Here is a 13154-nt window from a genome sequence, read left to right on the forward strand (position 1 = left end):
AACTTTAATGTTAAAGAATGGCGGGGATAGAAGAAGGGGGCGCCAAGGAAGATGGGGCTAGGTTCCTTCGGCTCCGCCCGCCCGGATTCCGGTCACGTCGGGGGAGAATGAAAGGTGCCCGGGACCAGCTCCCGGGCACGCTCGATCGAAGGTACAAGTGCGGTTAAAGGCGCTACTTCGCGGCGGAATATCTCGTCAGTGCCTTTTGCAGATTCACCGTCGCCGGCTCTTTTTTTAGCCCTTGGCCGGCAAGGATATCCTTCGCGGTGAGGTCGCTCTTGCCGTAGTAGGCATGGTTCGCGTCGTCGTCTACGAGCAGCGCCGCCCCTTCCAGCGAGACCCCGGCGAACAGGCCGCGGCTGCGCGAGTAGGAGAGTATCCCGGTTTGGAGGGTGACGTCGGTCGCCGCACTTGCCTTGCGCCCCACCGGGCCCGCCGCGACAGCCGCGTCCGCCCCCAAGGTGAACTTCCCTTGCAGCAGTTTATCGACGTCCTTGACCTCCTTGAAGACGAGGATGAGATCTGTGGACGTTGCTCCCACCTGCCAGCCGACACTCCCCCCCGTTATGCTCACGAAGACCGGGTCGCTCCAGTTGTTGTCCGCATTGCGCACGGAGAGGACGCCGGTACCGTGCCGGCCGCCCACGACGAAGGCGCCCTTGATGACGCCCGGAATGATGGCGATCGCCTTGGCGTCGCGCAGAAGGACCGGCGGAATCCCCTTCTCGGGGATCTTCATGATCTTGGCCAGGACATCGGCGGACTCCTCAACCTTCTTGGCCTCGTTCTTCGCGAGGGCGGCGGTGGACCACACCCAGAGAAGCATTACGGCAACCACTGCGATGGAAAGGACCTTACCGGATCTCATGGTCAAACCTCCTTTGATTGGCTCTGCGTATAGGATAAGTAGCTCCCGCCGTCGGACCTCAGCGCCGAAACAATCTATCTCCTGTGGCGCGCATTCCTGTCCCCGAGGATGTAGCCGGTCAAAGCGCCGACCGCCCCGCCCACTGCCGCGCCTACCGCAGGCCTCCCCCCGGAGATCCCGCTCAAAACCGCCCCGCCGCCGGCGCCTATCGCTCCCCCGGTCAGGGTCCTCTGTTCCCTCTCCGACATCCCGGCACAACCGGAGCATGCACAAACAAACAGTGCCAAGATAAGGCTTGTTCTCGGTCTCATGGATTTTCTCCTTCTTACCGTCTCTGTTACCCCTCACGGGCCTACCGCACGCCCTGCGGCTTCACCTGCGGCTAAGGGGCGCTCCCCTCCCCTTCAAAGGGGATATCGGCTATGCCGCTTTTCAGCCGCGGCTTCACGATCTGGGACCACACCACCCGCAGCACCGGCAGATCCCGGTCCCCGGGGTTTTGCCGATAGTAGCTGTTAATACGGTCGATGATGCTGCTCATGGGAACGCCGCGCAGCCCTTCACCCAACTTGGCCACGAAGTCCTGCCTCTTCAACTCGGGGTGCCGCTGTACCACTGCCTCCTCGATGGTTACCACGTGTCCGACCCCCCAGATGAAGGCGATCTTCGCGTCCGGAGACATGCTCTGCCAGCTTTCCCCATCCAGCACCGGCATCTCCTTCAGCTCCGTACCGGTCTCCAGGGCGACCGGCAGCTCTGCCGCAAGGGCGTGATCGACCATCCCCACCCCAGCAGCAACTACCACAAGGCAACAGAATTTCTTGAGTTTGCTGACTTGCATGCTCCACCTCCAGCGCTCGGTTAAGTTCGGCTAATTATAAATATTACAGATATTTGCTGTCAATGAATTTCAAAGGGCGAGTCTGCTAACTATATCGGGGCGGGGGACGCCGGTACCGGCGATTCTTTTGCGGCAGCGAGACGAATGGCATGAGGCGTTGGCAGAAACAATCAGGGAGGGGTCAGTCTGTCATAGGTGCTAAAGCGGAAGTCATAGGAAGGGATAACGCTGACTCTGGACAAAAAAAAGTCCCGGATTATCTCCGGGACTCATATCAGCGCTGAAACTAGAAGTACTTACTGCCTTGCGACGTTAGCAGCCTGAAGCCCTTTGGGCCCTTTTACTACGTCGAAGGTGACGCTATCGCCTTCAGCAAGGGATTTGAACCCGTCGCCGGTGATGGCAGAGAAATGGACGAACACGTCGTCGCCATTGTCCTGCTCGATGAAACCAAACCCCTTGCTGTCGTTAAACCATTTTACAGTACCATTTGCCATTTACTTTTACCTTCTCCATGTCTTTCTACTGAGTTTTGTTCCGGTCATCCGAAACTTTCGACACAGTAGCAGAGTTCATATCGCCAATGCAAGCTATTTATTTTCCGTTATTTTTGCGGCATCGTTTAGCAGAGAGAGTCCCGAGGAGCCAGAGGCTCCCCTGTTTGCATCAAGCCAAATGACTGTTTTTTCACACTTAATGAGCGTATCCCGGATCAAGGCGTCAGTTTTACCACGAAATCGGCCCCGTCTATGGTGAGGGTCGTGGAGGCACCCGCATCGACGTTGCTAGTCAGGTTCCTGACGAAGATGCGCCGGTTGTTCAATGGTGTAGTCAGGGGCGAGCTGTGAAAATCAGTTGGGACGATATCTGTAAAGCTCACGGTAAACTGTGCATTCCCCCTGTTGAGGGAGTCCTTGATGCTGACGAGGTGCGTGCCCGGTGCGCCGTCCGCGGCGACAAGGGTGGCCACGGCACGGTTGTAGCCGTTTTCCGCTGCGAGCGCACTGAAGACGGGGATCTCCACGAACCTGGTGGTGCTGACGAAATTGGCGCTGACCGTCCCAATGGTCAGGGTGGTTTGTGTCGCGGTACCCAAGGTGGCGGCCGATTTATGGCTCACCGTCACCTTGTCGCCGTTTTTAACAGTGCCCTGGGCGCTGGTGGCGGTGGCGCCGTTGATGGAGTAAGCGCTCTCGCTGGAACCAGTGACGAAGATGCGGCTCTCCTCGGTGAGGCCGGAGACGGTAATGGGGTCGGAGGTGACGGTGACGCTCTTGTCGGTGCCAGCTTTGGCCGCGAAAGTAAACTGGTCCGGGGTGGTGCCGAGCCGCACGTACGGCGGGAACCAGACGATATCACCGCACCCCGGGAGCACCAGGGTGCAGGCGAGCAGGAGCAGTTGAGCGACAACAACAAGCGCTCGTAGTGCCCGGCTTTTCCCATGCGCCGCGCGGCGTACGCCGGCCCAAATAACATCAGCACTCGTCATGGCAATCTCCTTGTAATTTTTGAAAAAATCAGACGCTAACCCGAACCCGGTCATATTACAAGCGTTACAAGCCCCGCAACAACTCCCGCAGGGTGGAAAGCTTGTACGGCTTCTGGATGAATCCGGCGATTCCATCCAGCTTTTCAGTCACTTCCTGCTGGGTGAACCCGCTCGACATCACCACCTTCAGGGTTGGATCCAGTCGCCGCAGCGTCCGGAAACACTCCTCGCCATCCATGTGCGGCATGGTCAGGTCCAAAATCACCAGGGAAACGTCGTCGCGGCTCTGGAAGAGTTCGACCGCCTGCCGGCCGTCGCAGGCCGTCACCACCTGGTAACCCAGCTCCTTCAGCATCTCGCTCCCCAGCGCGCGAATGGTCTCCTCATCGTCCACCAACAAAACCGTCCCGCTGCCATGCCACGGCTGCACCTCCCGCTCTTCAACAGCGGGAAGGACGGACGGCAGCGCGGTGGCAGGAAAGAGGAGCTTGAAGGTGGTCCCCTTGCCGGGTTCGCTGTAAACCTTGATCGCCCCGCCGTGCCCGCGCACTATGCCGAGCACCGCCGCCATCCCCAGCCCCCGGCCGGTGAACTTGGTGGTGAAGAACGGATCGAAAATCTTCCCCAGCGTCTCCTTGTCCATGCCGCAACCGGTGTCGGCGACTTCGAGGGAGACGTAGAGGCCGTCCGGCAAAGGATCGGAGAGCCAGGAATTTCTGAAATAGTCGTCGTTGCATTCCACGCAACCGGTGCCGATTGCGATGACGCCGCTTTTATCGCCGATGGCCTCGGAGGCGTTGATCACAAGGTTCATGACGATCTGCCTGATCTGCGTGGCGTCCCCCTTGAACACAGGCAGCGGCCGGTGGCAGTCGTAACGCAGCAGCGCCTTCTTAGAGATGGAGACCTCCAGCATATGCCCCATCTCCTCCACCAGTTCGTTCAGGTCCAGTTCCTCCACCAAGAAGCGCCCTTTCCCGGAATAGGCGAGCATCTGCCGCGCCAACTCTGCGGCCCTGGCCGCAGCGGCTTCCACCCGCTCCAGGTTTTCCACCGCCGGAGACTCAGGCTTTAGTTTCAGGCGGGCCAGGTCGGCGTTGCCGGCGATCACGGTGAGGATGTTGTTGAAGTCGTGCGCTATCCCTCCGGCCAGCACCCCCAGGCTTTCCAACTTCTGGGTGTGAAGCATCTGCTTTTCCAGCTTGATGCGCTCCTCCTCGGCGTGCTTGCGCTCGGCGATCTCGTTCTCCAAACGGGCGTGGCTCTCGGACAGTTCCCGTGTCCTCTCCTCCACCATGCGCTGCAGCAAGATGGGCTGGCGGGTGAGCCACCACGCGGTCAGCGCGGACAAGGCGCCGAATAAGATCACCATAGCACCCTCGACGATTACGGTCCGCGACGAATGCCACTCCTCGACCGGCTCTACCGACAGGGTCCACTCTCCGTTGGGAACCGCTATCTTCTGACGGACCGGGTCATGCAACGCCCCGCCCTCCGACCAGAAGACGTCCCTGACACCGGTATCGGGATGAATGCGTGAAATCTGATAATGGAAGGCGCCTTGCAGGATGGGAGAGAGGTTGGTGTTTTTGAAGAAATCGGCGGTGCGCAGGACGGCGATGCTGAATCCCCAGAACCGTTCCGGGCCGCCGTTGTGGTCCCTGATGAAGACCGGGAGTCTCCCTATGGCAGCCTGTCCCCCCTGGATCAGTTGGAACGGGCCGGCAAGCGTGAGGGATTTGGTGCGCAAGGCAAGGATCGCCTCCTTGTTGCGCTTGCTGTCCTGCAGTAGGTTGTGTCCCACCGCCTTCTCGTTGCCGGAAAGGGGGACCACCTGGGTGATGATGCCGTCGGGGGCGAGTTGGAGGCAGCTGATGCCGTGGTAGAGCTTCAGCATCTCCCGGGCCAGTTTGGGAAAATTCTCGATGTTGCCGTGGCCTTGGCGGATGATGGCGGCGAGTGCGTAGGTGGAGGAAAGCGAGAGGTTCAGGTTGTTCTGGATATCCTGGGCCACCTTCTGGCTCAGGTCGGTCACGGCGCGGCGTTTGCTCTCTATGCGGTTGGTCTCGTAGAGCCAGATGGCGCCGGCGCTGACCAGCGACCCCACTAGGAAAGCAAGTAACGCCGCGCTCCAGACCCGCGCCAGATCCGATCCTTTGACAGGTTCGTTATCGTTTTTGCTTCCTTTTGGCATCGAGTCCACCATCGCTCAGGACCCCGCCGCCGCGACCGTTCAAGATCGCAACGAGTTGGCGTCCCTTAGATTTGAGACGCTAAAGGGCTGTTCTGGCGGGGTATCGTACTGCAGGACGCCTGGAAAGTCAAAAAGAAGAAGCTGTTGCGAAAAACGACGACGGATTTCTCGCCTATGGCATCCGGTCCAAAAGCCTGAGGAGCCCATCCAGGATGGTGACCGGGTGCGGCGGGCAACCGGGGATGTAGAGGTCGACCGGCAGCATCCCCTCGACGCCGTCGTGCGCCTCCGGCGAACCCCGGAAGGGGCCTCCGCTGATGGCGCAGGCGCCGCACGCCACAACCAGCTTCGGCGCCGGTATCGCCTCGTAGGTCAAGAGGAGCGCCTCCCGCATATGCTCGGTGACAGGTCCGGTGACCCAGAGGCCGTCGGCGTGCCTCGGGGAGGCGACGAACTGGATGCCGAAGCGCCCCATGTCCCATCCGATGGTGGAGAGGACGTTGGTGTCGGCCTCGCAGGCGTTGCACCCGCCGGCTACAACGGAGCGGAACTTGAGCGAGCGGCCGAAAAGCGAGAGCATCTTCTTTTCCAGCGCCTGAGCCAGCCGGCGCTCGTCCCCGGGCCTCACCACCAGCTCCTCCCGGTGGTTGGCGGCCAGCCTCGCGTCCGGGGTGTGGGTGATGGCGCCTTGGGGGCAGGCCCGGGAGCATTCGGGGCAGAAAAGGCATTTGCCCAGATCCAGCGAAAGGTCGGGCTGGCACTCGAGTGCTTCGACCGGGCAGGCATCGGCGCAGGCCCGGCACTCCTTCGGGCAGAGGTCGGCCTTTATCTCTGGGTAGCCGCGGAAACGCTCCGGCAGCGGGAGCGGTTCCCTGGGGTAAGCCATGGTCCGGTGCCCCTGTTTGCAGCGTGCGATGATGGCCTTGAACATGATGCAACTCCTGTTTGATCTCCGGCTCCGCGCCTTAGCCGCGCGGCGCGGGAGAGGTCTCTAAAGGTCGAACCCGCAGTAAGAGAGGTTGAAGCTCTTGTTGCAGAGCGGAAAGTCGGAGATCTGCCCCCCGCGCAGCGCCATGGCGAGGCCGCTCCAGTTGTGGAAGGAGGGGTCGGTGATCTTGTAGCGCTGGAATTGCCCGCTCCCGTCGGTGAGGGCTACGTGGCAGACCTCGCCGCGCCATCCCTCGACCAGGGCCAACGCCATCCGGTTTTCACCCAGCTGCGCCGCCGGCGAGACGATGCTTCCCCCCGGAAGCTGCGCCAGCTGCTCCTCTATGAAATGGAGCGACTTCTCGATCTCCAGCCAGCGCACCAGGGTGCGGGCATAAACGTCCCCCCCCTTGGCGGTCTCCACCGGGAGCTGCGTCACGTTGTAGATGCCGAAGGGGTGATCCCGGCGGATGTCGCGGTTGAGCCCGCTGGCACGCGCCGCCGGCCCGACGAGGCCTAGATCGAGCGCGTCCTTTTCGCTCACCACCCCGGTCCCTTCCAGCCTCCCCATCACCGAGGGGCTGTCCCAGAGGAGCTCCACCGCGTTGGTCACCTCGCGGCGCGCCACGTCTATCCTCTTCCTCAGCTTGTCCGCCAGTTCCCTTCCCACGTCGAACTGGACCCCGCCCGGGGTGACCAGGCCGCGCCCGAAGCGGCTGCCGCAAAGCTCGGCGCTCATGTTCAGGAAGTCGCCGCGGATCCTGCCGCAGAAGGAAGCGGTGGGAAGGTAGCCGACGTCGCCGGCTATGGCCCCGAGGTCGCCGGTGTGGTTCGCCAGCCGCTCCAATTCCAGCGCTATGCCGCGTATCGCCTCGGCCTTGGCCGGCACCCGCGCGCCGCAAAGGGCCTCGACAACCATGGCGTAGGCGGTGCCGTGGCCGATGGTGGTGTCCCCGGCGACCGCCTCCATGCACTTGAGGGTGCGCAGACCGGGGCGCCCGAGCACCATGCGCTCGACGGCGCGGTGCTGGTAGCCCAGCGAGATCTCCAGGTGCATCACCTCCTCGCCGAAGCACTGGAAGCGGAAATGCCCCGGCTCGATGATCCCCGCATGCACCGGCCCCACCGCGACCTCGTGCACCTCGTCTCCCGCCACGCGGTAGAAATCCATGATGCCGGCTTTTTCGGGAGCCTTCGGGGGCACCGCCGGAAGCGAGGCAAGCTGTGTCTCGAACCGGACCGGCTTCAGCCAGGGATGCCCCTCAAAGCTGATGCCGAACTGCTCGGCGATCTCGCGCTCGAACAGGTGCAGTTGGGGGACAGCCTCAACCAGCGAGGGGAAGCTGTTGCCGGTGACGGCGGTGCTCATGATACCTAGCGCCGCGTGGGTTTTGAAGGAAAGGATGCAGTAAAGCCGGACGGCGTCAGCCTCCGCAGCACCGAAGTAGGAAACCACCCGCCATCCCCCGTCGATCGCGGAGATAAGCGTCTCGCAGAACCTTTCGCCCGAGTGCTCCGGTATTTCCTCGCGACTGACTGCGCTTCCGTTTTGAGTAAAAAGGAGCCCCGGCGTCATGCGCCACCTCCCAATAGCCCGGCCGCCTCATGCAACAGCTGCTGCAGCGGCGCCGGGAGCCAGAGCCCCATGGTCAGGATGATCCCCATGAGCAGCAAGGGGGGGAGCACCGTCGGAAGCGTGTCGCGGTACCTGGTCCTCTCTATGTCTGTCGGCACCTCGCCCAGCACCACCGGAAGCACGGTCGAAGCCATGCCGATGAAGATGAGGGCCAGGAAGACGAGGAAGAGCCCCCCAGTCCAGAAGTTCCCCTGAACGAAGGCGGAGGAGACGATGAGGAACTCGCTCACAAACGGCGAGAACGGGGGGGATCCGGTGATGGCGAGGAAGGCGGCCAAAAACAGCGCCCCCGACCAGGGAGTGCGCCTGAGCGCCCCGCGCACCGTAGTGGTGCTCTTCGAGTTGTAGGCCCGGTGGATGTTGCCGCAGGAGAGGAAGAGGACCCCCTTGGTCATCGAGTTGTTGATCATGTGCAAAAGCCCGGCGAAGAGGGCACCCTTGCCCAGCCCAAGCGCCACGGTGATGATGCCTATGTGCTCGACGCTCGAGTAGGCGAGCATCCTCTTGAAATCGCTCTGCCTCGCCATGAAGACGGCGGCGAAGGCCATGGAGACGAGCCCCATGACGAGGAGAACCTCCTGGAACATGGCACCCTCGCTTGAGGCGACGGCGATCTGGTACACCCGCAAGAGCGCCAGGAGCGCGCAGTTCACCAGCCCCCCGGCGAGCAGCGCCCCCACCAGCCCCGGCGCCTCGCCGTAGGCGTCCGGCTTCCAGGTGTGCAGCGGGGCGAGCCCCATCTTCGAGCCGAAGCCGACCAGGAGGAAGATGAAGGCCGCGTGACGCCAGCCGGGATGGAGCGCCGCCGCGTCGGAGATGAGCGAAGGGAGCAGGAGGGTCACGTCCTGCTTGGCGACGATGGTGGAGTAAGCCAGGAAGAAGAGCCCCAATAGGGCGATGGCGATCCCGACCGAGCAGATCAGGAGGTACTTCCAGGTAGCCTCGATGGAGCGGGCGTTGTGGTTGAAGTAGATCAAAGGCGCCATGGTGAGCGTGGTCGCCTCCAACGCGATCCAGAGGAGCCCCAGGTGCTGCGAGATGGTGACCAGGGTCATGGCGGAGAGGCAGACCAAAAGAGCCGCGCAGAGGACCCGGTTCGGACGCCTCCTGCGGTAAGCCAGGTAGCCGACGGCGTAGAAGGCGCAGACGGCGAAGAGGACGCTATTGCTGATCAGGGCGAGCTTTCCCAGCGGGTCGAGCATGATCCACCCGGCTGGGGAGACGGGGGGGGTGTCGACAAGGAGCGCTCCCACCAGGAAAAGCTGCGCCAGCGCGAATACCGGCAGCACCAGGGCGCGCTTCCTGTTGTCGGGGATCAGCCAGGCGATCAGGGCCCCCGCGAGGGGGAGAAGGACCAGGGCCCACATCATGTCGTTATTCCTCCCTGAGCGCGCTGAGCCTCGAGGTGTCGATGCTCGAGAATTCGCGGCTTATGTGATTGATGACGATCCCCATGACGAAGATGCCGACCAGAAGGTCCAAAAGCGCCCCCGCCTCGACCATGACCGGCATGGCGTCGGCCAGAAGCAGGCCAAAGAGGAAGATCCCGTTCTCCATGAGGAGGTACCCCAAGACCTGCGAGATCGCCTTGCGCCTTCCCATGAGGACCAGGAACCCGCACATGAGGGTCGCCAGCGACGCCGGGACCACCAATAGCCCCGAGTGCTCCGGGGCCAGCGGCAGCTTCGCCGCGAAGATGAAGGCGAGCGTGGTGAAGAGCGCTCCCAAAACCAGCGAGGGGATGTAGCCGATGAAGGGCTGGAACTCGCGCTCGATCTCGGCCCTCTTGATGGCCCGGATGATCAGGAACGGGATCAGCGCCCCCTTGACCAGCACGATGCTCACCACGATGAAGGCGAGGTGCCAGGAGAAGGGATGCACCAGCGCCGGGAGGACGCCCAAGAGCACCCCCTGCAGCGCCACGGAGCGCACGGAGAAGTTGAGCCTGCTGGTCCCGAGGACGGCGAAGTTCAAAAGCAGGCAGAGCACCAGGAATTGGTCGGCCAGGGAGTTCATCGGGTCACCTCACTACCAGAACCAGGGAAAAGGCGGTCAGTATCATGGCCGCTACCAGAAGCTGCGGCACGCGGATCAGCCTCAGGCGCGCCATCACCGATTCCACCACCCCGATGGCGACGGCCAGAACCAGCATGGAGAGCGCGAAAAGGGCCCAGTCGACAAAGGCGTTCCCCGAGGCGAAAGGGACGGCGATGTTCACGAAGAGCGCGCCCAGCAGGTAGAGCTTCAAGGCGGCGCCGTAAAGGATGCAGCCGAAATAGGGGCCGCTGTGGTCCAGCACCATCACCTCGTGGATCATGGTGAGTTCCAGGTGGGTGTTGGGGTCGTCGAACGGTATGCGGCAGTTCTCCGCCAAAAGGACCACGAAGAGCCCCGCCAGAAGCAGTATCAGGGAGGCGCCGGCGGCAACCCAGACCGGAGAGGTGACGTGGTTCAGCATGGGCGTAAGGCTCATGGTCCCGGAGAGCCTGGTCAGCGTGATCAGGGCGAAGAAGAGCGCCGGTTCGGCGAGGCAGGAGAAGGTGACCTCGCGGGCCGCCCCCATCCCCTCGAAGCTGGAGCCGGTATCGAGGGCGGCCACCGTGGTGAAGAAGCGCCCCAGGGCGAAGAGATAGGCGAAGAGGATCATGTCCCCCTCGAAGGAGACCGGGGCGGCGTGTTTGCCGAGCGGCACCAAAAGCGCCGCGAAGAGGGTCGCCGCCAGGGTGACCGCCGGGCCGGCTTTGAAAATCCAGGTGGTGGTGTCGGAAATGACCACCCCCTTGCGCATCAGCCGCGACAGGTCGTAGTAGGGCTGCAGGAACGGGGCCCCCACCCTGCCGGCGAAGGCCGCCTTGGTCTTGCCGATCACCCCCAAAAGCAGCGGGGGCATGGCCAGGACCAGCACCATATGGAAGAGCGTGTCGATCATGTCGAGTCTCCTGAAGCTAAATTAATGCACCCACAGCATCAGCAGTAACAGCGTGGCGAAGATGTAGAGGATGTAGACGTGCACCTCGCCGTGCTGCAGGCGCCGCACGAAGGCGAAGCCCACGCCTATGATGCTTATCGTGGGGAGCACGATGCGCTGCAGCACGGTCTCCTCGGGTGCATAGCTCAGCTTCGTTGCAGCCGGCGCCACCCCGGCCACCTTGCCGGCGCTGATGCGCGAGCGTACCAGCGTCGAGGCAAGTGAGCCGAACAGGGCACCGAAGGAACTCCCGCTGTACTGCATGCTGGCAGCCGGGCGAATGTAGCCGCACCCCCAGGTCGGGCCGGCGCCGGCGGGGACCGCTTTCGCCCTTCCCTTGAGGAAGAGAAACAGGGCCGCGGAGAGGACCAGCAGGCTCCCTCCGGCAACCGCGAACCACGCAGGCGCCACCGGAAGCGCCACGGCGTCCGCGCCGGGACCGGCGAGCGCCGCGAGCGCCGGGTTCACCAGCGCGAGGAAAAGCTGCGGGAACAACCCGCCGGCCAAAGCGAGCAGGGCCAAAAGCCCCATCGGGGCGAGCATGCTGAAGGGGGCCTCGTGGCTGCGGGCGGAGCCATCGGTGCGCGGGGCGCCCAAAAAGGCGATGCCGTAGAGCTTCACGAAGCTGATCACGGCGACGCCGCCGACAAGCGCCAGCACCGGCGCCCCCAGCGCAAGGTACGGCGCCCCCGCCTGCGCCTCTGAGAAGAAGCCCAAGTACAGGAGCATTTCGCTGGCAAAGCCGTTGAAGGGGGGAAGTCCGCAGATGGCGACGGCCCCGCAAAGCGAGAGGAAGGCGGTCCGGGGCATGCGCTTGGCGAGCCCCCCCATCCGGTCCAACTCGCGGGTGCCGGCGGCATGGATCACGCTCCCGGCCGAGAAGAAGAGAAGCGGCTTGAAGATGGCGTGGTTCAGGACGTGGAAAAGCGCCGCGGCGAGCCCCAGGTAGGCGAGCAGGCGGTTGCCGCTTGCCGCGGCGAGAAGGTAGACGCCGATCCCGGTGCAGATGATCCCCAGGTTCTCGATGCTGCTGTAGGCCAAAAGCCGCTTGATGTCCTTCTGCGCCGAGGCGATGCAGATACCCATCAGGGCCGAGGTGAGGCCTGCGGCGGTGAGGAGCGCGCCCCACCACAAGGGAGGATGGGGGAAGAAGGAGATGACCCGCAAGAGCCCGTAGATGCCGACCTTCAGCATCACCCCGGAGAGAAGCGCGGATACGTGGCTCGGGGCGTTGGCGTGGGCGGAGGGGAGCCAGATGTGCAGCGGCATGAGCCCGGCCTTGGAGCCGAAGCCGCCGAGTGCCGCGCAAAAAATAAGGGTCGAGAGCCCGGCAGTTACCTGCAAAGAGCCGGCGGCGGGGAACTGGAAGGCGCCGGTGGAGAAAAAGAGCGTGGAGAAAAGAACCATCAGCGCCCCCGCCCCCAGGTGGCTCGCCACCAGGTACACCGTCCCCGCTCCCCTCACTTCCTCCTCGGCGTGCTCAGCCACCAGCAGGAAATAACCGGAGACGGCCATCACCTCCCAGGCGATGAGAAAGAGCGCGCCGTTTCGGGCGACCACCACCAGCGCCATGGCGCAGGCCAGGAGCCCATAGAAGAAGGTGACGCTCCGCTCCGATGCGCGGCGCTCAACTGCAGGCCAGTAACCAAGGGCATAGAGGGCGCCTGCCGGAAAGACAAGGAAAATGGGGATCAGGAAGAATGCAGAGAGAGGGTCTAGAGCGATTTCGCAAGGGCCGAAAGGGAGGTTCCAGTTGAGGGTAAAGCTTGATGTTTGCCGCCAGAAGAGGAGATAGACCAGCGACGGTAAAGCAATCAGCGACGAGAGTAGCGCGGCTGCCGAGGCCAATCGCTGTCCCAGCGGGCCATGCCTCAGCAACAGGCCGGGAAGGCCGGAACAGCCGGCAAGGGTTATGGCGCAGAGGACCAAGACGGCGGGGTCCCGCAACATGTCAAAAAGCATAGCCAATCCTTTCGAACGGATCGTCACGCCGCTCCCTTAGGAGCAGGATTCTCTCATCAAGTTTCAACCTCTCCGACGGGCTGAGCCCGGACCGGAAAAGGGGAGCGAAAAAGTTGCTGCGTGACTGCGGTAGGTTGCACGGCGCGGAGCGCGCCGGTAGCGGTCTAAGGGGGACCGAGAGGCTCAACATACTCCGTGGAAACGGATTTGTCAAAAAAAGATTTCTAATGATATACGGCCGGATAGAACAATACTGTAAGGGAATATGC

Annotated in this window: 12 protein-coding genes; all 12 read right to left on the reverse strand. The window is 62.9% G+C overall.

Annotated features, from left to right (window positions below; all coding sequences use genetic code 11):
• Nucleotides 1–172 precede the first annotated feature (172 nt).
• The 12 genes from K419_RS0105425 to K419_RS0105480 all read right to left on the reverse strand — a co-directional run bounded on the left by K419_RS0105425 (nucleotide 173) and on the right by K419_RS0105480 (nucleotide 12885).
• Nucleotides 173–868: a lipid-binding SYLF domain-containing protein gene (locus tag K419_RS0105425; RefSeq protein ID WP_026840692.1), complete on the reverse strand. Its 696-nt coding sequence runs from the start codon at nucleotides 866–868 to the stop codon at nucleotides 173–175.
• Between the two features lie 74 nt (nucleotides 869–942).
• On the reverse strand, nucleotides 943–1116 hold the full coding sequence (locus K419_RS0105430) for a YMGG-like glycine zipper-containing protein (protein WP_226377629.1): 174 nt from the start codon (nucleotides 1114–1116) through the stop codon (nucleotides 943–945).
• 134 nt (nucleotides 1117–1250) lie between these two features.
• Nucleotides 1251–1709: a hypothetical protein gene (locus K419_RS0105435; RefSeq protein ID WP_026840694.1), complete on the reverse strand. Its 459-nt coding sequence runs from the start codon at nucleotides 1707–1709 to the stop codon at nucleotides 1251–1253.
• 296 nt (nucleotides 1710–2005) lie between these two features.
• A complete protein-coding gene (locus tag K419_RS0105440) occupies nucleotides 2006–2206 on the reverse strand; it encodes a cold-shock protein (RefSeq protein ID WP_012531618.1) in 201 nt (66 codons plus the stop codon).
• A 215-nt stretch (nucleotides 2207–2421) separates the two neighbouring features.
• On the reverse strand, nucleotides 2422–3198 hold the full coding sequence (locus K419_RS0105445) for a hypothetical protein (RefSeq protein ID WP_026840695.1): 777 nt from the start codon (nucleotides 3196–3198) through the stop codon (nucleotides 2422–2424).
• 64 nt (nucleotides 3199–3262) lie between these two features.
• The gene (locus K419_RS22740) at nucleotides 3263–5392 is read right to left on the reverse strand and encodes a response regulator (RefSeq protein ID WP_051292884.1); all 2130 of its coding nucleotides are present in this window, start codon (nucleotides 5390–5392) and stop codon (nucleotides 3263–3265) included.
• Nucleotides 5393–5564: 172 nt separating this feature from the next.
• A complete protein-coding gene (locus tag K419_RS0105455) occupies nucleotides 5565–6323 on the reverse strand; it encodes an NADH-quinone oxidoreductase subunit B family protein (RefSeq protein ID WP_026840696.1) in 759 nt (252 codons plus the stop codon).
• Between the two features lie 60 nt (nucleotides 6324–6383).
• Nucleotides 6384–7895 carry a hydrogenase large subunit gene (locus K419_RS0105460; RefSeq protein ID WP_026840697.1) on the reverse strand — a complete coding sequence of 504 codons (1512 nt, stop codon included), beginning with the start codon at nucleotides 7893–7895 and terminating at the stop codon, nucleotides 6384–6386.
• On the reverse strand, nucleotides 7892–9325 hold the full coding sequence (locus K419_RS0105465) for a proton-conducting transporter transmembrane domain-containing protein (protein ID WP_026840698.1): 1434 nt from the start codon (nucleotides 9323–9325) through the stop codon (nucleotides 7892–7894). The genes K419_RS0105460 and K419_RS0105465 overlap by 4 nt, the downstream gene beginning before the upstream one ends.
• Before the next feature lie 4 nt (nucleotides 9326–9329).
• Entirely contained in the window at nucleotides 9330–9971 is a 642-nt protein-coding gene (locus K419_RS0105470; protein ID WP_026840699.1) for a hydrogenase, read from the reverse strand.
• A 4-nt stretch (nucleotides 9972–9975) separates the two neighbouring features.
• Nucleotides 9976–10884 (reverse strand): respiratory chain complex I subunit 1 family protein, encoded by a 909-nt coding sequence (locus K419_RS0105475; RefSeq protein ID WP_012531624.1) that lies wholly within the window; start codon nucleotides 10882–10884, stop codon nucleotides 9976–9978.
• 21 nt (nucleotides 10885–10905) lie between these two features.
• Nucleotides 10906–12885, reverse strand: coding sequence for a proton-conducting transporter transmembrane domain-containing protein (locus K419_RS0105480; RefSeq protein ID WP_026840700.1), 1980 nt, complete (start codon nucleotides 12883–12885; stop codon nucleotides 10906–10908).
• Nucleotides 12886–13154: the final 269 nt, after the last annotated feature.

The sequence above is a fragment of the Citrifermentans bremense R1 genome (assembly GCF_000426865.1).
Classification (GTDB): domain Bacteria; phylum Desulfobacterota; class Desulfuromonadia; order Geobacterales; family Geobacteraceae; genus Geomonas; species Geomonas bremensis.

Bases quoted from the DNA above. Each gene is read 5' to 3' on its own strand.
- K419_RS0105440 (WP_012531618.1), bottom strand. From the start codon at position 2,206: ATGGCAAATGGTACTGTAAAATGGTTTAACGACAGCAAGGGGTTTGGT.
- K419_RS0105460 (WP_026840697.1), bottom strand. From the start codon at position 7,895: ATGACGCCGGGGCTCCTTTTTACTCAAAACGGAAGCGCAGTCAGTCGC.
- K419_RS0105465 (WP_026840698.1), bottom strand. From the start codon at position 9,325: ATGATGTGGGCCCTGGTCCTTCTCCCCCTCGCGGGGGCCCTGATCGCC.
- K419_RS0105470 (WP_026840699.1), bottom strand. From the start codon at position 9,971: ATGAACTCCCTGGCCGACCAATTCCTGGTGCTCTGCCTGCTTTTGAAC.
- K419_RS0105455 (WP_026840696.1), bottom strand. From the start codon at position 6,323: ATGTTCAAGGCCATCATCGCACGCTGCAAACAGGGGCACCGGACCATG.
- K419_RS0105425 (WP_026840692.1), bottom strand. From the start codon at position 868: ATGAGATCCGGTAAGGTCCTTTCCATCGCAGTGGTTGCCGTAATGCTT.
- K419_RS0105475 (WP_012531624.1), bottom strand. From the start codon at position 10,884: ATGATCGACACGCTCTTCCATATGGTGCTGGTCCTGGCCATGCCCCCG.
- K419_RS22740 (WP_051292884.1), bottom strand. From the start codon at position 5,392: ATGCCAAAAGGAAGCAAAAACGATAACGAACCTGTCAAAGGATCGGAT.
- K419_RS0105430 (WP_226377629.1), bottom strand. From the start codon at position 1,116: ATGTCGGAGAGGGAACAGAGGACCCTGACCGGGGGAGCGATAGGCGCC.
- K419_RS0105435 (WP_026840694.1), bottom strand. From the start codon at position 1,709: ATGCAAGTCAGCAAACTCAAGAAATTCTGTTGCCTTGTGGTAGTTGCT.
- K419_RS0105445 (WP_026840695.1), bottom strand. From the start codon at position 3,198: ATGACGAGTGCTGATGTTATTTGGGCCGGCGTACGCCGCGCGGCGCAT.
- K419_RS0105480 (WP_026840700.1), bottom strand. From the start codon at position 12,885: ATGCTTTTTGACATGTTGCGGGACCCCGCCGTCTTGGTCCTCTGCGCC.